Here is a 17,877-nt window from a genome sequence, read left to right on the forward strand (position 1 = left end):
CGACATTCGAGGCCGACGCTCGGCCGTTCAGTCGAGAACGGAGGAGATCCGATTCCGACACGCCGCACATGTCGGGAGACGGAGGAGACTCGGCGCCGAAGTCGCCCCGAACTCCTCCGAAACCGACACGACGAGAACCCCGCACGGGCGGCCGGGCTCAGGAATCGCGGAGCACGTCGAGGGCGTGCTGGAGGTCGTCCGGGTACGTCGTGGTGAAGGTGACCCACTCCCCCGTCGCCGGGTGGTCGAAGGCCAGCTGGACGGCGTGCAGCCACTGCCGGGTGAGGCCCAGCTTGGCGCTCAGCACGGGGTCGGCGCCGTACATCGCGTCGCCGACGCAGGGGTGGCGCTGGGCCGCCATGTGGACGCGGATCTGGTGCGTACGCCCTGTCTCGAGGTGGATCTCGAGCAGGCTCGCGGAGGGGAACGCCTCGATCGTCTCGTAGTGCGTCACGGAGGGCTTGCCGCCCGCGACGACGGCGAACTTCCAGTCCGAGCGGGGATGCCGCCCGATCGGCGCGTCGATCGTCCCGGTCAGCGGATCCGGGTGCCCCTGCACGACCGCGTGGTAGATCTTCTCGACGGTGCGGTCGTGGAAGGCGCGCTTCAGCGCGGTGTACGCCCGCTCCGACTTGGCGACCACCATCAGGCCGCTGGTGCCCGCGTCGAGGCGGTGCACGATGCCCGCGCGCTCGGCGGCGCCGGAGGTCGAGATGCGGAATCCGGCTGCGGCGAGGGCGCCCAGCACGGTGGGGCCCTCCCAGCCGACGGAGGGATGCGCGGCCACGCCGACGGGCTTGTCGATCACGACGATGTCGTCGTCGTCGTGCACGATCGTGAGTTCGGGGACGGCGATCGGGACGATCTCGACGTCGGACTTCGGCTGCCAGGTCACCTCGAGCCACGAGCCGGCGGAGAGCCGGTCGGACTTGCCGGCCTCGCGCCCGTCCACCGTGACGCCGCCCGCTTCTGCGATCTCGGCCGCGAAGCTGCGCGAGAAGCCGAGGAGCTTGGCTAGCCCGGCGTCGACGCGCGAGCCCTCCAGCCCGTCGGGGATCGGCAAGCTGCGCGACTCCACTAGCTCTGCGGCTTGTCGTTCGTGGGCTCGTCCGGCGCAGGCGCGGGGGCGGCCGGCTCGTCCGCGACAGAATCCGCGTCCGCGGGCGCCGCCTCAGCCTCGCCCCCGTCCTCGTCCTGCGCCCGGCGCCCATCCAGCCCCACGCCGCGGAGCGTCAGGATGAGGAACAGCACCATGCTGGACACGATCGCCACATCGGCGAGATTGAAGATCGCCGGCAGCAGCGGGATCTGCAGGAAGTCGACCACGTGCCCGACGCCGAAGCCCGGCGCGCGGAACAGGCGGTCGGTCAGGTTGCCGAGGAGGCCCCCAGCAGCAGCCCGAACAGGATGGCCCAGGCCGTCGAGCGGATGCGCGGCGCGTACCAGATCACGAAGCCCAGGACGCCGATGCCGACGATGGAGAAGATCCAGGTGGAACCGCTGCCGATCGAGAAGGCGGCGCCGGCGTTCTTGACGAAATGGAACTGGAGCAGCTGCCCCAGCACCTCGAGCTGCTGGCCCTCGTACAAGTTGGAGACGACCAGGACCTTGGCGATCTGGTCGATGAGATACACGCAGAGCGCGACCACCGCCAGGACCGCCAAGGCCCTGATGCTGACCTTGGGCCGGGAGGGACTAGCCTCCAAAGCCGGGGAAGACCGGGGGCTGGCCCTGGTTGGAGTCGTCGGAACCACCGGCCGGGACCGGCGCGGGGACGCCGTTGCCGGCGCTCACGGGAGCGGCCGACCGGCCGCCGGCGCTCGAGCCGCCGCCCTGGACGGGCGCGTCGAGGTCGCGCAGCTGGCTCTCGATGTAGCTCTTGAGGCCCTTGCGGTAGTCGCGCTCGAACGTGCGCAGCTCGTCGATGCGACGCTCCAGGCCGGTGCGCTCCTGGTCGAGGGCGCTGATCTGGGCGCGCTGCTTCGACTCCGCCTCGGCGACGATGCGCGCGGCGGTGGCGTGACCCTCGGCGATGAGCTGGTCGCGCTTCTCCACGCCCTCGCGCACGTGCTCCTCGTGGAGACGGCGGGCGAGCTGGAGGAGGTTGTTGGTGGCGTTCGGGTCGTTCGCGTCATCCGCGGGCGCCTGGTAGGCCGGGGCCGGAGCGGCCTGCGCCTGCTCGGCCTGCTGCTTGGCCTGCGCGGCCTCCTGCTGAGCCTGCGCGAGGCGCTGCTTGAGCTCCTCGTTCTCGCGCTGCAGACGCTCCGTCGCGGCGTTGTCCGCCTGCGCGGCGGGGGCCGCGGCCGCGACCGGGGCGCCGCCCTGGCCGGCGCTGCGCTGCAGCTCGGCGATGCGCGAGTCGGCGGCCACGAGGCGCTGCTTGAGCTCCTCGTTCTCCTGGTTCAGGCGACGCAGCTCGACGACGACCTCATCGAGGAAGTCGTCGACCTCATCCTGGTCGTAGCCCTCGCGGAACTTCGTCGGCTGGAACCGCTTGTTGACTACATCTTCCGGAGTCAGCGCCATGGCAAGCCACCTTCGTGAAAATCGGTACGGGATCGCGTTGCACCAACGCTAGCAAAGCGTCAGTCGGTCGCGCACTCCGGCGCACAGTCCGTGCGTCGGCTCGTCAACGATACAACGAGGGCGGGGGCCGGACCGGGAGCGACGCTCAGCGGAATCCCAGGGTGACGTACAAGCCGATGATGACCACGAGCATGGTGAGGCTCCAGCCGAAGTCGATGGCGACCGGCCCCATCGACAAGCGCGGGATGATGCGGCGGAAGAAGCGGATGGGCGGGTCGGTCACCACGTACGTCGACTCCGCGAGCACCAGGCCGAAGCCGCGCGGACGCCACTGGCGGGCGAACACGCGCACCAGGTCCAGCACGAACCGCGCCCACAGCACGAAGAAGTAGATCAAGAGGGCGTAGTAGAGGACAGTCGCGATGAGCGAGACGACGAACACCCTCCCAGTATGGACGAAAGCGCACCGGCTCCCCTGCCAATCGGATGACAGGCGGAAGGGTGCCGGTGCGCTTTCGAGCGTCGTGGAGGAGGTCAGGCCTGGGCGAAGAAGGAGGCGTCGACCTCTGCGTCCTGACCGCCGTGCTCGCCGGAGACGACGACGTGGCTGGGCGAGAGCAGGAAGACCTTCGGAGTGACCCGCTCGATCTTGCCGTAGAGGCCCTGCGACAGGCCGCTGGCGAAGTCGATGAGGCGGCGGGCGTCTCCTTCGCTCATCTGCGACAGGTTGATGATGACCGGGATGCCCTCCCGGAACGACTCGGCGATCGCCTGCGCGTCGCGGTACTGGCGGGGGTGGACCGTGAGGATCTCGTTCATTTCCTGTACCGATGCATTCCGTGCGGTGTTCGACTTGCGCAGCGGGGTGACCGGAGCGCGGCCGGCCGCGGGCGCGACCGGAGCGGGGTGGGGGACGGCCTGGACCGGCGACGGGGCCGGGGTGTGGACGGGCGCTTCGCGACGGGGCTGGTGCTGCGCCTGCTCCTGCGGCTGCTCCTCGTACTCCAGTTCCTCGTCGGCGAGGCCCAGGTAGACCATCGTCTTCTTCAGCGGGTTGGCCATGGGTTCCTCCGTACAGACTGCGCGCCGACGCCTCGCCACGCGTTTCGATTCCTTGGCTTCGAGATTAACGAAGCTCCGGCCGATTCCCGGTAATGGCCGTCCCGATGCGAAGGTGTGTCGCGCCCGCCGCGATCGCCTCGCGGTAGTCCTGCGACATCCCGGCGGAGATGGCGGATGCGGCGGGCGCGAGCGCACGCACGCGGTCGGAGGCGGTGCGGACGCGCTCGAAGGCGCGAGCGGGCTCCTCTCCCAGCGGCGCGACGGCCATCACGCCGAGCAGCCGGAGGCCCGGGGTGGCGAGCACGTGCTCCACGAGCGGCTCGAGGTCGCGGTCGGCGACACCGCCGCGGGCGGGGTCGTCCGTGAGGTTGAGCTGCACGAAGGCGTCGACGGTGGACTCGTCGTCGTCCTCGCGCGTGGCCAGCGCATCCACCAGCGACACGCGGTCGACGGAGTGGATGACGGAAGCGTACCGCCGCGCCTGCCGGGCCTTCTTGCTCTGCAACTGCCCCACGAAGTGCCACGTCAGGTCGAGATCGGCCAGCTCGGCCGCCTTCTCCTGCGCCTCCTGGTGCCGGTTCTCCCCCACGTCGCGCACACCGAGCGCCGCGAGTTCGCGCACGAGCGACGCCGGATGGAACTTCGTCACGACGATGGTGGTGACCTCCTCGGGCGAACGGCCGGCGGCCCGGGCGGCGTCGGAGACGCCCTCCCGGACCGCGGCGAGCCGCTCGGCCAGCCCGTTACTTGAGGAAGTCGGGGATGTCGAGGTCGTCATTCTCGTCGTCGAACGCCGGGTCCTTCTGGGGGGCCGCCTCGGTGACCGGGCTCTCGCCGGTCTGCCAGGCCGGGGTCATCTGGGGGCGGGAATCTCGCCCGCCTCGACCTCGGCCGAGGACTGCACCTGCGACTGCTCGGAGCCGGCCTCCACGTAGCTGGCGCGCCGCGAGTCGACCGCCGCCGGCCGCGCGTTGGGCTCGCCGCCGTCGAATCCGGCGGCGATCACGGTCACGCGCACCTCGTCGCCGAGGGTGTCGTCGATGACCGCACCGAAGATGATGTTCGCCTCCGGGTGCACCGCCTCCTGCACCAGGCGGGCGGCGTCGTTGATCTCGAAGATGCCGAGGTTCGATCCGCCCTGGATGCTGAGCAGCACGCCGTGCGCGCCGTCGATGGATGCTTCGAGCAGCGGCGAGGCGACGGCCAGCTCGGCCGCCTTGATCGCCCGGTCGGCGCCGCGCGAGGAGCCGATTCCCATGAGCGCGGATCCCGCGCCCTGCATGACCGACTTCACGTCGGCGAAGTCGAGGTTGATGAGGCCCGGGGTCGTGATCAGGTCGGTGATGCCCTGGACACCGGCGAGGAGCACCTGGTCGGCGGTGGAGAACGCCTCCAGCATGCTGATGCCGCGGTCGCTGATCTCAAGCAACCGGTCGTTCGGCACGACGATGAGGGTGTCGACCTCTTCCTTCAGGCGCTGCACGCCCGACTCGGCCTGCTGCTGCCGGCGCTTGCCCTCGAAGGAGAACGGCTTGGTGACGACACCGATGGTGAGCGCGCCGATCGACTTGGCGATGCGCGCGACCACGGGGGCGCCACCGGTGCCGGTGCCGCCGCCCTCGCCCGCGGTGACGAAGACCATGTCGGCGCCCGCGAGCGCCTCCTCGATCTCCTCCGCGTGGTCCTCGGCCGCGCGACGGCCGACCTCGGGGTCGGCGCCCGCGCCGAGGCCGCGGGTGATCTCCCGGCCGACGTCGAGCTTCACGTCGGCGTCGCTCATGAGCAGCGCCTGCGCGTCCGTGTTGATGGCGATGAACTCGACGCCGCGGAGGCCGAGCTCGATCATGCGGTTGACGGCGTTGACGCCGCCTCCGCCGATGCCGACGACCTTGATCACGGCGAGGTAGTTCTGGTTTGCTGTCACTTCCGGCCTCCACGGGAACCTTCAACCTCTAGCTGAGGCTTAAAGTCTTGCTGAGTATGCAATTCTTGATCCGACGTTAGGGGCGCGGCGACTCCGCCCCGGGAACCCGGCAGGCGTGTCGGAAAAGTCCTGTCCATCGGGCGCCTATCCCGTCGTCACGCTGTGCGGGGACGAGACGTCGTAACGCGACGCGTCGGGTGCGCTCTTCAGCAGGGCCGCGAGGTCCGCCGCCTTCAGCGACGAGTCCTCCGCGCTCCCCCAGACCACGGTCGCACGGCGGCCGCGCAGGGTGAAGCTCACGTCGTCCTTCGTCTTCGCCGCGATGGTGTCGACCTGCGCCAGAACGTCCGGCGGGAGCGCGCTGAGCACGCCTGCGGCCGCGGCGAAGCCGGAGTCCGCATCCACGTCGGCCGCTCCGCCGCTCGCGGCGATGAGCGGGAAGCCGTCCGGGCGCTTCTCGCTGCTCGCGATCGGGACCTTCGCCGCATCCACCAGCGTGAAGGCGTTGCCGCGCTGGACGACGCCCACCGGCTGCCGCTCCACCACGCGCACGACGATCGAGTCGGGCGGATGGCTCTCCACCGAGTAGCTGCGGATCAGCGGGAAGGCCGCGAGGTCGCTCGAGATGCCCGCCTGGTCGAGCAGCGGGAGCGGCGTGCCGAGCTGGTCGGAGAGCTTCTTCTCGACGGTCGACGCATCGAGCCGGGACGTCCCGGTGACCTGGATGTGCTTCAGCGCGAGCAGCGGGGAGTACGCGACGAGCACCACCGCCAGCACGAGGGCGGCGAAGACGGCGGCGACACCCAGCCAGGCGTAGCGACGGCGGCGCGACCGCTTCGTGAACCGGCGGACCTCGCCGCGCTCCAGACGCTTCCGCTCCCGGCGGGCGGCGCGGAGGGCCTTGTCGATCTCGCGGTTGCTCGGCAGCCGCGAGTACGGGGAGCGCTCGCGCGGGTCCTGCTCCGACGGCCGGGGTGCCTCCGGCTCCGCCCGCGGCGGCACGACCGGGATGGGGTCGGTCACCGTGCCGACGGAGCGCGCCGGCTCGGTCTCCCGGTGCGGCGTGACGGGTGCGGCCGGCTCGGCCGGGGCGGCCGACCGGTCGAAACCCTGGGGACGCTTCACTCCGGCCCCGTCACTCCGCCGCAGCTGCGGACACGGTCTCCGGGTGCTCCCGGCGCAGCGCGTCGAGCAGCTGCGGCACGATGCGGTACACGTCGCCGCAGCCGAGGGTGATGACGTAGTCGCCCTCGCGCGCGATCTGCGCCGTGTGGTCGGCCGCCTGCTGCCAGTCGGCGATGAAGGCGACGTGTTCGGGATGCTCGAACCGGTCGGCGACGAGCGCGCCGGTCACGCCGGGCTCCGGGTCCTCGCGGGCGCCGTATACATCGAGCACCACGGTCTCGTCGGCGTACTGCTCGAGGGTCTCCGCGAACTCCTTCGCGAACAGCCGGGTGCGGCTGTACAGGTGCGGCTGGTGCACAGCGATGATCCGTCCATCCCCCACCACGGTCCGCGCGGCGGACAGGGCGGCGGCGACCTCGGTCGGGTGGTGGGCGTAGTCGTCGTAGACGCTCACGCCGCCGACGGTGCCGTGCAACTCGAAGCGGCGCTCGGTGCCGCCGAACTCGGCGATCGCCGCGAGGGCCGCCGCCGGGTCGAACCCGAGCCCGGTCAGCACGGCGAACGCGCCGCCGGCGTTGATGGCGTTGTGCCGGCCCGGCACGCGAAGCTGCGCGCTGTAGTCCTCGCCGCGGTAGCGCAGCAAGAACGAGACGGGGCCGTCGGTGACGATCGAGTGGACGCGGACCTCCGCCTCCTCCGCCTCGCCGAACGTGACGATGCGCTTCTCGGGGCCTGCTCGCGCAGGCGGTTCGTGACGTGCACCGCGCCCGGGTCGTCGGAGGACACGACGACGAACTCGTCCGCCTCGCGGGCGAAGGTGACGAACGCGTCCTCGAACGCCTCCAGCGAACCGTAGTGGTCGAGGTGGTCGGGGTCGACATTGGTGATGAGCGCGACGGCGGTGTCGTAGAGCAGGAACGAACCGTCCGACTCGTCGGCCTCGACGACGAACAGCTCGCCGGTACCGGTCTGCGAGCTCTTGCCCAGCGACGCGATGACGCCGCCGTTGACGAAGCTCGGGTCCTCGCCCAGGCCGAGCAGGCCGGTGATGATCATGCCGGTGGAGGTGGTCTTGCCGTGGGCGCCCGCGACCGCGACGAGGCGGGAGCGGTTGATCAGCCAGGCGAGCGCCTGCGACCGGTGCAGCACCGGGAGGCCCTTGGACAGGGCGAGCTGGTACTCCGGGTTGTCCTGCCACAGCGCGCCCGTCACGACGAGCGTGTCCGCATCGCCGACGTTCGCGGCGTCGTGGCCGATCGCGATGGTGGCGCCGAGACCGCGCAGGGTGTCGATGTTCGCCGAGTGGCGCACATCCGATCCGGTCACCGTGTAGCCGGCCTCCAGGAACAGGCGGGCGATGCCGCTCATCCCCGAGCCGCCGATGCCGACGAAGTGGAGCCTTCCGAGCTCCTCGGGGAGGGCGAGGGTGAGGTCGGGTTTGATCGTCACGGGTGCAGCTTTCGGTTACGCGAGAAGGACTCCATCAAGTATGAGGCTACGCGGGGAACGTCCGGATCAGCCGAGGGCGCTCCGGATGAGGGCCACCATCCGGTCGGACCCGTCGCGCACTCCGACGGTGGCGGCACGCCGACCCATCTCGGCCACGCGGGCGGGGTCGGCGAGCAGCGGCAGCAATTCGGCATCGAGCCAGGCCGGCTGGAAGTCGCCGTCGTCGACGAGCATCCCGCCCTCCGCACGGAGCACGCCGGCGGCGTTGTAGCGCTGCTCGCCGTTGCCGATCGGGAACGGCACATAGACCGCGGGGATGCCGAGGGCGGCGAACTCGCACACCGTCGCCGCACCCGCGCGGGCGACGGCGAGGTCGGCGATGGCGAGGGCCAGATCCATCCGGTCGCAGTAGTCGAGCAGACGGTACCCGTCTATGCCGGGGTCGGTCAGCTCGCCGCGGCCGCCCTGGATGTGCAGCACCTGCCAGCCCGCGGCGGTCACCTCCGCGGCACGAGCGGCGATCGTCTGGTTGATCCGCCGGGCGCCGAGCGAGCCGCCGGTCACGAGCAGGGTGGGGCGGTCGGCCACGAAACCGAACTCGGTGGCGGCCTCCGGGCGCGCCGCCGCGCGGTCGAGCTGCTCGATCTCCACGCGGAGCGGCATCCCGACGAAGGTCGGATGCGGCAGCGGGGTGCCCTCGAAGGCGACGCCGACCCAGCGCGAGTAGCGCGCTCCCAGACGGTTGGCCAGGCCCGGTCGCGCGTTCGCCTCGTGCAGGACCAGCGGAACACCCTCCCCCGGGCCGCCGAGTACGCGGGCGCCGCGGCGTATCCGCCGAAGCCGACGACCGCGTCGATCCCCCGATCGCGGATGAGGTCGCGGACGCTCCGGACCGAGCGCCGGTACTCGGCCGGGAAGCGCACGGCGGCGGCATTCGGCCGTCGGGGGAACGGCAGCTTCGGGATGGTCGCCAGCTCGTAGCCGCGCTGGGGCACGAGCCGCGCCTCCAGCCCCTCCTTCGTGCCGAGTACGAGCACCTCGGCGGCGGGGTCGTCGCGGCGGAGCCGGTCGGCGACGGCGAGCAGCGGATTGACGTGGCCGGCGGTCCCGCCCCCGGCCAGAAGGTAGCGGGTCACCGGCGCGCGCCCGCCCGGTCGAGGTCGGCGGCGGCGAGCGAGTCGCGGTGGGACTGGCGCGCGAACGACAGCACGATTCCGATGGCGATCATGGAACTGATCATCGCAGTCCCTCCCGCAGAGATCAGTGGGAGCGGCACGCCGAGCACCGGGATCACGCCGAGCACCACGGCGATGTTCACGAACGCCTGCCCGATCAGCCACACCATGATCGCGGCGGTCGTCACGCGGGCGAAGGGATCCGTCGACGCGTGGATGATGCGCAGGAAGACCACGGCCAGCATCACGAACAGCAGCAGCACGAGGACCGCGCCGATGAGGCCGAGCTCCTCGCCGATGATCGCGAAGATGAAGTCGGTGTCGGCGGCGGGCAGCCAGGACCACTTGGAGTGCGAGTTGCCGAGGCCCACGCCGAACACGCCGCCGGACGCCAGCGCGTAGAAGCCGTTGTCGATCTGCCAGTTGACGTCGGGGTTGGCCGCGCTCGAACCGCCGAACATCGCCGCGATCCGGCCGATCCGGGAGGCGCTGGAGATCGCGACGAAGAACGCGACGATCGCGACGCCCACCACACCGGCGGCCAGGAAGCGCATCCGCACTCCGGCGAAGAACAGGGCGCCGAGGATGAGCGCCGCCATGATCATCGTCGTGCCGAGGTCGCCGCCCAGGGTGACCAGGGCGACGGCGCCGCCCGCGATCGGGACCACCGGGATGGCGACGTGCTTCCACTGGTCGAGCACGTCGCGCTTCCGCGCCAGCACGACCCCCAGCCACACCACCAGGGCGAGCTTGATCGCCTCCGACGGCTGCAGCGTCTGTGAGCCGATCTTGAGCCAGTTGCGGTTGCCGCCGATCTCCATCCCGAGCGGGGTGAACAGCACCAGCAGCTGGAGGAAGCAGGCGGCGGCGAGGAAGAACCAGATCGTCTTGCGCCAGAAGGCCCGCGGGATGCGCGACACGACGAACATGAGCGGGAGGCCGACGAGCGTGTACGCGCCCTGCGACCAGAAGCGCGAGAAGAAGTTGTCGTTGTCGTTGTGCGACTCGACCGCCGACGACGACAGCACCATGACGAGTCCGAAGACCACCATGAACAGGGTCACGCCGAGCAGCAGGAAGTAGTTCGCGGACTCGGAGGTCATCGAGCGGCCCAGCTGGATGCGCGTGGTCAGCGCGCCGAGCCGGCCCGCGACGCCCGGGCGCTCGGCCTCCGGCGGCTCCGCCTGCACTGCTGCCGGGCGCTCAGCCCTGCTGCGGGTCGGGACGCGGGGCGGATTCGTCGTCATCCGCCTCACCTCCCAAGTACTCGTGGACGGCCGCCTGGAAGCGGCGGCCGCGTTCTGCATAGTCGGCGAACTGGTCCATCGAGGCCGCCGAGGGCGCCAGCAGCACGGTGTCGCCCTCGCGGGCGAGACCGCCGGCCAGACGCACCGCCGTCGGCATGACGTCATCAGTCTCGTCGGCCTCGACCTCCAGCACCGGAAGCTCGGGCGCGTGTCGCGCGAATGCGGCACGCAGCGCCTCGCGGTCGACGCCGATCAGCACGGCTCCACGCAGGCGCGCGACGTGCTTGGCGACCAGCGCGTCCACGTCCACGCCCTTGAGCAGGCCTCCGACCAGCCACACCACCGAGGGGTACGCCCGCAGGGATGCGTCGGCCGCGTGCGGGTTGGTCGCCTTGGAGTCGTCCACCCAGTTCACGCCGCCCTGCACCCGCACCAGCTCGATGCGGTGCGCGTCGAGGCGGAAGGCGGTCAGCACATCCCGGATCACCTGCGGCTCGACGCCGTACGACCGGGCGAGCGCGCTGGCGGCGAGGATGTTGGCCACCACGTGCGGCGCCGCCAGCCCCGCTTCCTGCAGCTCGTCCAGCGTGGTCAGCTCGATGGCGGAGTGCGCGCGGTCCTCGAGGAACGCGCGATCGCACAGGATGCCGTCCACGATCCCGAAGTCGCTCGGGCCGGGCACGCCCAGGCCGAAGCCGATGGCGCGGGCGCCCTCGACGACTTCCGCCTCCTCGACCATCCGGAGCGTGTTCTCGTCGGCCTTGTTGTAGACGCAGGCGACCTGCGCGTTGTCGTACACCTTCGCCTTCGCGGCGATGTACGCCTCCATCGAGCCGTGCCAGTCCAGGTGGTCGTCGGCGATGTTGAGACACGCGGCCGAGAACGGCGACAGCTCGCCCCCGGCGTTCCGGTTCACCCAGTGCAGCTGGTAGCTGGAGAGCTCGACCACCAGCACATCGAAGCCCTCGGGGTCGCGGATGGCGTCGAGCACCGGCACGCCGATGTTGCCGCACGGGGCGACGCGATTGCCGCCGGCGAGGATCATCGTCGCGGTCAGCTGGACGGTCGTCGTCTTGCCGTTGGTGCCGGTGACGCAGATCCAGTCGGCCGGGCCGTCGGCACCGTCCGGTCGCGCCACCTTGTCGCGCAGGCGCCAGGCGAGTTCGATGTCGCCCCAGACGGCCGTGCCGCGCTCCTGCGCCCAGACGAGCAGCGGGTGGTCCCAGTGGAAGCCGGGCGAGGCGATCACGAGCTCGGGGTCGAAGTCCGTCAGGCGGGCGGGCGGGGCATCGAGGTCGCGCTGCTCCACCAGCTCGGCGCCGATGACCTCCAGCAGCATCCGCCGCTCCTCGTCCGCCTTCGCGGTCACGACGAGCACCTCGGCCCCCAACTCGGAGAGCGTGTCCGCCGCCGAGAAGCCGGTCACGCCGAGGCCGTAGACGGCGACGCGCAGGCCGCTCCAGTCGGACCGCCAGCTGGTCAGGCCGGCGAGCCGCTCCTGCAGGTCGTTCCGCGGGTCGGTCACGTCGCCAGCCACTCCAGGTAGAAGGACCCGACGCCGGCCGCGACGAGCAGTCCGCCGATGATCCAGAACCGCACGACGACGGTGACCTCGGCCCACCCCTTCAACTCGAAGTGGTGGTGGATGGGGCTCATCAGGAAGATGCGCCTGCCGTGCGTCAGCTTGAAGTACGCCCGCTGCAGGATCACCGACCCCGCCTCGATGACGAACAGGCCGCCGATGAGGATGAGCAGCAGTTCGGTGCGGCTCAGGATGGCGAGGGCCGCGACCGCCCCGCCGAGCGCCAGCGAACCGGTGTCGCCGAGGAAGATCTGCGCGGGCGACGTGTTCCACCACAGGAAGCCGACGACCGCTCCCACGATGGCGGTCGCCACGATCGCCAGGTCGAACGGATCGCGCACGTCGTAGCACTTCGCGATGTTCTCGGGGTTGAGGTTGACGCTCGCGCACGACTGGATCGACTGCCAGAACCCGATGATGATGTACGCGCCGATCGCGAGGATGGAGGCGCCCGAGGCGAGCCCGTCCAGGCCGTCCGTCACGTTGACGCCGTTGGAGGTGGCCGCGACGAGGAAGTTGATCCAGATCAGGTAGAGGCCGTAGCCGACGAGCACCCCGATCACGCCGAACTTGGTGATGGAGCCGAAGTCGATGGCCGGCAGATCCCGGATGAACGAGACGCTCATCGTGGCCGGCGTGTAGCCGTTGCCGTTCGGGAACCGGATCGCCAGGAACGCCCAGATCGACGCGACGATGACCTGGCCGGCGACCTTCGCCCAGCCGGTGAGGCCGAGGCTGCGCTCGCGTCGGGTCTTGAGGAAGTCGTCGATGAAGCCCACGACGCCGAGGCCGACCATCAGCAGCAGCACGAGCAGCGCCGAGACGCTGGTCTCGTCGCCCGTCAGCAGGAGCGACGTGAAGTAGCCGAACAGCGTGCCGAGGATGACGACGATGCCGCCCATCGTCGCCGTGCCGCGCTTGGCGTGGTGGCTCTGCGGCCCGTCGTCGCGGATGAACTGCCCCCACTGCAGGCGACGGAACAGCCGGATGAACAGCGGCGTCAGGAACAGCGTGAACGCCATGGACAGCGCACCGGAGGTCAGCAGGGCTCTCACGAGAAGGATTCTCCCAGTCGGTCGCCGAGGAAGCGCAGCCCGGCCGAGTTGGAGGACTTCACGAGCACCGTGTCGCCCGGGCGCAGGCTGCCTGCGAGGTGGTCGAACGCGGCGTCCTGCGTGTCGAAGTAGAGCGACTCGCCGTCCCAGGAGCCCTCGTTGATGGCCGTGATGTGCATCCGCCGGGCCTCAGGGCCGACGATGACCAGCTGGTCGATGCCCAGGCGGACCGCGAGCAGGCCGATGCGGTCGTGCTCCTCGCCCGAGAACTCGCCCAGTTCGCTCATCTCGCCCAGAACCGCGAGGGTGCGGCCCTCGGGCTCGGCGATCTGCGCGAGCGTCTTGAGGGCGGCCGCCATGGAGTCGGGGCTCGCGTTGTAGGCGTCGTTGATGACGGTGATCTCGGTGTTGCCGAGCACCTCCATCCGCCAGCGCTCGGCGGTCCGCACCGTCTGCAGCGCGGACACGATCGTGTCGATGTCGACGTCGAGCACGTGCGAGGACGCGGCGGCCGCGAGCGCGTTCATGACGTGGTGCTCGCCGAGCACCTGGAACCGGACCGGGCGCGAGACGCCCTCTCCGCCGTCGCGCGACGGCAGGTGCAGGGTGAACGAGGTGCCGCGGCGGTCGGAGACGACGTCGGTCGCGCGCACGTCGGCGCGCTCGTCGAGGCCGAACCACAGCACACGGGCGACCGTCTTGTCGGCCATGGATGCGACGCGCGGGTCGTCGATGTTCAGCACGGCGACATCCGACTCGAGCAGGTCGGTGACCATCTCGGTCTTCGCCTGCAGCGTCTTCTCGATGCCGCCGAACTCGCCGGCGTGGGCGAGCCCGACCTTGAGCACGACCCCCACGTCCGGGCGCGCCATGCGCACCAGGCGCGCGATCTCGCCGATCCCGCTCGCGCCCATCTCGGCGACGAGGAACTGCGTCTCCTCGGTCACCTCGAGCATCGTCACGGGTGCGCCGACCTCGTTGTTGAACGAGGCGCGCGGCGCGATGGTCGGGCCGACCTGCTCCAGCACCGCACGCAGCAGGTTCTTGGTGGTGGTCTTGCCGTTCGAGCCGGTGATGCCGACGACCTTCAGCAGGCCGAGCGCGCGGACGCGGGCGATCACCTCCGTCGCCAGGTCGCCGAGCGCGACGACCGTGTCGTCCACCACGAGCTGCGGGACCGCGAGGTCGAGAGGATGGTCGACCACGATGAGCGCGGCGCCCGCCTCCGCGGCCTGCGGGGCGAAGAGGTGGCCGTCGGTGAACTCGCCGGGCTTCGCGAAGAAGATCGTGCCGGGCACGACCTCGCGCGAGTCGGTCGTCGAGGGGCCGTCGACGGTCGTCTCCGGCGTTGCGCCGGTTCCGTCGAGCAGCAGCGTGCCGCGGGTGGCGGCGGCGATCTCGGCCAGGGTCAGGGCGATCATCTACAGCCACCCGGCCTCTCGCAGGGCGAGGCGGACATCCTCGCGGGCGGAGTACGGCAGCCGCTGGCCGGCGACCTCCTGGTAGTCCTCGTGGCCGGGGCCGGCGTAGAGCACGACGTCGCCCTCTCCGGCGAGGGACAGGGCCTGACGGAAGGCGGCACGCGGATCCGGCACCTCGTACAACGCGAGCTCTGGGACGGCGGAGCGCGCGCCCTCGAGCAGGGCCGCACGGATCGCGGCCGGGTCTTCCCAGCGCGGGTGGAAGTCGGTGATCACCAGGGCGTCCGAGCCGCGCGCGGCGATCGCGCCCATGTCCGTCCGCTTCGTGGTGTCGCGGTCGCCGTCGGCGCCGAACACCATGACGATGCGGCCGTCGGTCACCTTGCGCAGCGCACTCAGCATCGAGAGGAACGCGTCGGGGCTGTGGCCGTAGTCGATGAAGACGACCGGTCCGCGGTCGCCGGAGAGGCGCTCCGCCCGTCCCGGGATGTAGGCGTCGATGCCGCCGTCGCGCTCCAGCGCCGCGCCGATGGCGTCGAGGTCGTAGCCCGACTCCACCAGCATCACGATGGCGAGCGCCGCGTTGGCCGCGTTGTACGCGCCGAGCAGCGGGATGCTCGTCTCGAGCCGGCGGCCGTCGGGGCCCTCCAGCGCGAACGACGTGCGGGTCAGCGTCTCGTCGAGCACGGTCAGCATCCACTCGGCGTCGGAGCCCGGGGAGCTGGACAGGGTGGCCACCGGGATGCGCGACTGCTCCACCAGCTGGCGGCCCCAGTCGGAGTCGACGGTCACCACGCCGCGGCGTGCCCGGTCGGGCTGGAACAGCTCCAGCTTCGCGGCGAAGTAGTCGTCCATCGCGGCGTAGTCGTCGAGGTGGTCGTGGCTGAGGTTGGTGAACCCGACCACGTCGAAGACGATGCCGTCGACGCGATGGCGGCTCAGCGCCTGCGCCGAGACTTCGATCGCGGCGGCCCGGACGCCCTCCTCGCGCATGCGCGCCAGCAGCGCGTGCAGCTCGCTCGCCTCGGGGGTCGTCAGCTTGCTGGTGATGACCGTGTCGCCGATGCGGCGCTCGGCCGTCGAGCTGAGGCCCGACACCACGCCGAGCTGGCCCAGGATGGCGTTGAGCAGGTAGACGACGCTGGTCTTGCCGTTGGTGCCGGTGACACCGAACAGGGTGGCCGAGTTCTCGTCGGTGCGGTAGATCCACGCGGACACCGCGCCGAGGGCGGCACGCGGGTCCGGCGTGACGATGACGGGCAGCCCGGACTCGGCGGCGAGTGCCGCGCCGTCCTCGTCCGTCAGGACGGCGACCGCTCCGGCCTCGGCTGCGGCCGTCGCGTAGCTCGCGCCGTGGCTGTTGCGGCCGGGCACGCCGACGTAGAGGTCGCCGGGCTCGACGGCGGAACTCGCCAGAGCCGCGCCGGTCACCTCGACGCCGTCGAGGTCGCCTCGGCAGTCCAGCCCGAATTCCGCGACCAGCTGGGCGAGCGGACGGGCGACGGGATGCTCGGGGCGCAGGGAAGAGGGCGCCGGTCCTGTCACGGGGCTCACTTTCAGTAGTACGGAGGGTAGTCGGCCGGGCTCGACGTCGAGGGCTTCACCCGGTACGTCTTGAGCACCTGGCTCATGATCGTGTGGAAGAGCGGCGCAGCGGCTGCCGACGAAGTAATGGTAGTCGGGAATCCGAGGTTGACCGAAACGACGTACTGCGGATCGTCGACCGGGGCGATGCCCATGACCGACACGTAGTACGAGGGCAGATAGCCGCCTTTGCCGTCCGGCTGCTGGGCCGTTCCGGTCTTCGCGGCGATGCGGTAACCGGGGATCTGCAGCTGCTTCCGGAGCTCTCCGGAGGTCACGACGGACTCCATCATCCCGAGAGTGGTCGCGGCAGCCTGCGGCGAGACGACGGCCGTCGGCTTGCTGTTCGGGATGTCGGTGACCGACCCGTCCGGGTGCTCGCAGCCTTCGACCATCGAGAGCGGCACCCGGGTGCCCCCGTTCGCGAGCGCCTGGTAGGCGCCGACCATCTGGATCTGGGTGGCCGACACGCCCTGGCCGAACATCGTCGCGTACTTCGTCTGGTCGTCCCAGTCCTTGACCGGGTGCAGCACGCCCGAGGACTGGTCGGGATACGGCAGCCCGGTCGGGTCGCCGATGCCGAACTTCTTGAGGTAGTCGTAGCGGGTCTGGTCGCTGAGCGCGCGCCCGAGCTGCGACATGCCGGTGTTCGACGACATCATGAGGACGCCGGTGAGCGTGAGCCGCAGCGGGTCGTGGTAGCCGGAGTCGTGCAGGTCGGCCCCGTTGCCGGACTTCCATGAGTAGGGCGCCAGCACCGGGGAGGCGGGGGTGGCCTTGCCCTGGTCGATCAGCATCGCGGCCGTCAGCGCCTTGAAGGTCGAGCCCGGCTCTCGCGGGTCTGTGAAGGGCTGCAGCCGCCAGTAGGTCGGATCGGTCGCGTCGATGTTGTTCGGGTCGAGGGCCGGCCACTGCGCGACCGCCTTGATCTTGCCGGTCTTCGCCTCGGCGACGGTGACGAAGCCGAACTTCGACCCCGTCGCGGACACCTGCTGCGCGAGCGTCTGCTCAGCGAACCACTGCAGGTCGCCGTCGATGGTCAGCTTGAGCGTCCCGCCGTCCTTCGCCTGCTTCTGCACGACCGTGCTGCCCGGGATGGCGACCCCGTCGGCCCCGCGCTGGTACGTCTCCTCGCCGTTCGTGCCGGCGAGGCAGCCGTTCTCGCTCTCTTCGAGGCCGGCCTTGCCGCCCTCGGAGAGGAAGCCGAGCAGGTTGCCCGCCACCGCCCCGTTCGGGTAGCTGCGGGCCTGCTTCTTGGTGAAGGTCAGCCAGGGGTACGGGAGCTTGTCGAGCTTGTCGAAGGCGGCCACGTCCATCCCGGACTTGATGAGGACGTACTTCGACTTCGGGTTGCCTTTGAGGGCGCCGTCGAGCAGCGCCACGACCGCGTCGCCGCCCTGGCCGGTGATGGCGCCGATCTTCTTCGCCGCCTCCACCATCTTGGCGCGGCCTCCCGCGATCGCATCCGAGGGGGACGCGGCGGCCGTGTACGTGTAGATCGTCGTGGCCAGCACCGTGCCGTCGGTGTCGACGATGTCGCCGCGGTTGCCGAGCAGCGGGGTCGAGACCTCTTTCGCGTTCACCGAGGCGCGCTGCAGGTCGTCCGCCCGCACCACCTGGATGTCGACCAGCTTGGCCCCGAGGATGCCGACGGTCGCCGCGACGGCGAGGACCGTCACGGCGGTCCTCCGCCGCAGCATCTTCTTGCTGACCATGCCGTCGCCCGT

General features: G+C 70.8%; 13 protein-coding genes and 3 pseudogenes. All 16 read right to left on the bottom strand.

Translation table 11 applies throughout. The features are described from left to right. Nucleotides 1-157 precede the first annotated feature (157 nt). Nucleotides 158-1,078 (bottom strand): RluA family pseudouridine synthase, encoded by a 921-nt coding sequence (locus tag ACQ86M_RS08020; protein ID WP_431247665.1) that lies wholly within the window; start codon nucleotides 1,076-1,078, stop codon nucleotides 158-160. Beyond that, nucleotides 1,078-1,754: pseudogene (lspA, locus tag ACQ86M_RS08025) on the bottom strand (signal peptidase II). The gene ACQ86M_RS08020 and the pseudogene lspA overlap by 1 nt, the downstream one beginning before the upstream one ends. Further along, nucleotides 1,696-2,526, bottom strand: coding sequence for a DivIVA domain-containing protein (locus tag ACQ86M_RS08030; RefSeq protein ID WP_431218218.1), 831 nt, complete (start codon nucleotides 2,524-2,526; stop codon nucleotides 1,696-1,698). The pseudogene lspA and the gene ACQ86M_RS08030 overlap by 59 nt, the downstream one beginning before the upstream one ends. Before the next feature lie 145 nt (nucleotides 2,527-2,671). After that, complete coding sequence (locus tag ACQ86M_RS08035; protein ID WP_121261440.1) at nucleotides 2,672-2,968, bottom strand: YggT family protein; 297 nt, start codon at nucleotides 2,966-2,968, stop codon at nucleotides 2,672-2,674. A gap of 92 nt (nucleotides 2,969-3,060) precedes the next feature. Continuing rightward, nucleotides 3,061-3,588 carry a cell division protein SepF gene (locus ACQ86M_RS08040; RefSeq protein ID WP_431218219.1) on the bottom strand — a complete coding sequence of 176 codons (528 nt, stop codon included), beginning with the start codon at nucleotides 3,586-3,588 and terminating at the stop codon, nucleotides 3,061-3,063. A 64-nt stretch (nucleotides 3,589-3,652) separates the two neighbouring features. Next, the gene (locus ACQ86M_RS08045) at nucleotides 3,653-4,366 is read right to left on the bottom strand and encodes a YggS family pyridoxal phosphate-dependent enzyme (RefSeq protein ID WP_431218220.1); all 714 of its coding nucleotides are present in this window, start codon (nucleotides 4,364-4,366) and stop codon (nucleotides 3,653-3,655) included. Between the two features lie 75 nt (nucleotides 4,367-4,441). Next, nucleotides 4,442-5,512, bottom strand: coding sequence for a cell division protein FtsZ (ftsZ, locus tag ACQ86M_RS08050; protein ID WP_431247666.1), 1,071 nt, complete (start codon nucleotides 5,510-5,512; stop codon nucleotides 4,442-4,444). A 144-nt stretch (nucleotides 5,513-5,656) separates the two neighbouring features. Then, nucleotides 5,657-6,637, bottom strand: coding sequence for an FtsQ-type POTRA domain-containing protein (locus ACQ86M_RS08055; protein WP_431247667.1), 981 nt, complete (start codon nucleotides 6,635-6,637; stop codon nucleotides 5,657-5,659). Nucleotides 6,638-6,647: 10 nt separating this feature from the next. Next, a pseudogene (gene murC, locus ACQ86M_RS08060) lies at nucleotides 6,648-8,086 on the bottom strand (UDP-N-acetylmuramate--L-alanine ligase). A 66-nt stretch (nucleotides 8,087-8,152) separates the two neighbouring features. Beyond that, a pseudogene (locus tag ACQ86M_RS08065) lies at nucleotides 8,153-9,222 on the bottom strand (UDP-N-acetylglucosamine--N-acetylmuramyl-(pentapeptide) pyrophosphoryl-undecaprenol N-acetylglucosamine transferase). Further along, a complete protein-coding gene (gene ftsW, locus ACQ86M_RS08070) occupies nucleotides 9,219-10,508 on the bottom strand; it encodes a putative lipid II flippase FtsW (RefSeq protein ID WP_431247668.1) in 1,290 nt (429 codons plus the stop codon). Before ftsW ends, ACQ86M_RS08065 begins: the two are co-directional and overlap by 4 nt. Beyond that, nucleotides 10,465-12,033, bottom strand: a complete 1,569-nt coding sequence (murD, locus tag ACQ86M_RS08075) for a UDP-N-acetylmuramoyl-L-alanine--D-glutamate ligase (RefSeq protein WP_431247669.1) — start codon at nucleotides 12,031-12,033, stop codon at nucleotides 10,465-10,467. Before murD ends, ftsW begins: the two co-directional genes overlap by 44 nt. Then, nucleotides 12,030-13,145, bottom strand: a complete 1,116-nt coding sequence (gene mraY, locus ACQ86M_RS08080; protein ID WP_431247670.1) for a phospho-N-acetylmuramoyl-pentapeptide-transferase — start codon at nucleotides 13,143-13,145, stop codon at nucleotides 12,030-12,032. The genes murD and mraY overlap by 4 nt, the downstream gene beginning before the upstream one ends. Then, nucleotides 13,142-14,566, bottom strand: coding sequence for a UDP-N-acetylmuramoyl-tripeptide--D-alanyl-D-alanine ligase (locus ACQ86M_RS08085; RefSeq protein WP_431247671.1), 1,425 nt, complete (start codon nucleotides 14,564-14,566; stop codon nucleotides 13,142-13,144). The genes mraY and ACQ86M_RS08085 overlap by 4 nt, the downstream gene beginning before the upstream one ends. Beyond that, nucleotides 14,567-16,111 (bottom strand): Mur ligase family protein, encoded by a 1,545-nt coding sequence (locus ACQ86M_RS08090; RefSeq protein WP_431247864.1) that lies wholly within the window; start codon nucleotides 16,109-16,111, stop codon nucleotides 14,567-14,569. Between the two features lie 11 nt (nucleotides 16,112-16,122). Further along, nucleotides 16,123-17,865, bottom strand: a complete 1,743-nt coding sequence (locus ACQ86M_RS08095; protein ID WP_431247672.1) for a peptidoglycan D,D-transpeptidase FtsI family protein — start codon at nucleotides 17,863-17,865, stop codon at nucleotides 16,123-16,125. Nucleotides 17,866-17,877: the final 12 nt, after the last annotated feature.

It is taken from the genome of Leifsonia xyli subsp. cynodontis, from assembly GCF_050632205.1.
Classification (GTDB): Bacteria; Actinomycetota; Actinomycetes; order Actinomycetales; family Microbacteriaceae; genus Leifsonia; species Leifsonia xyli_D.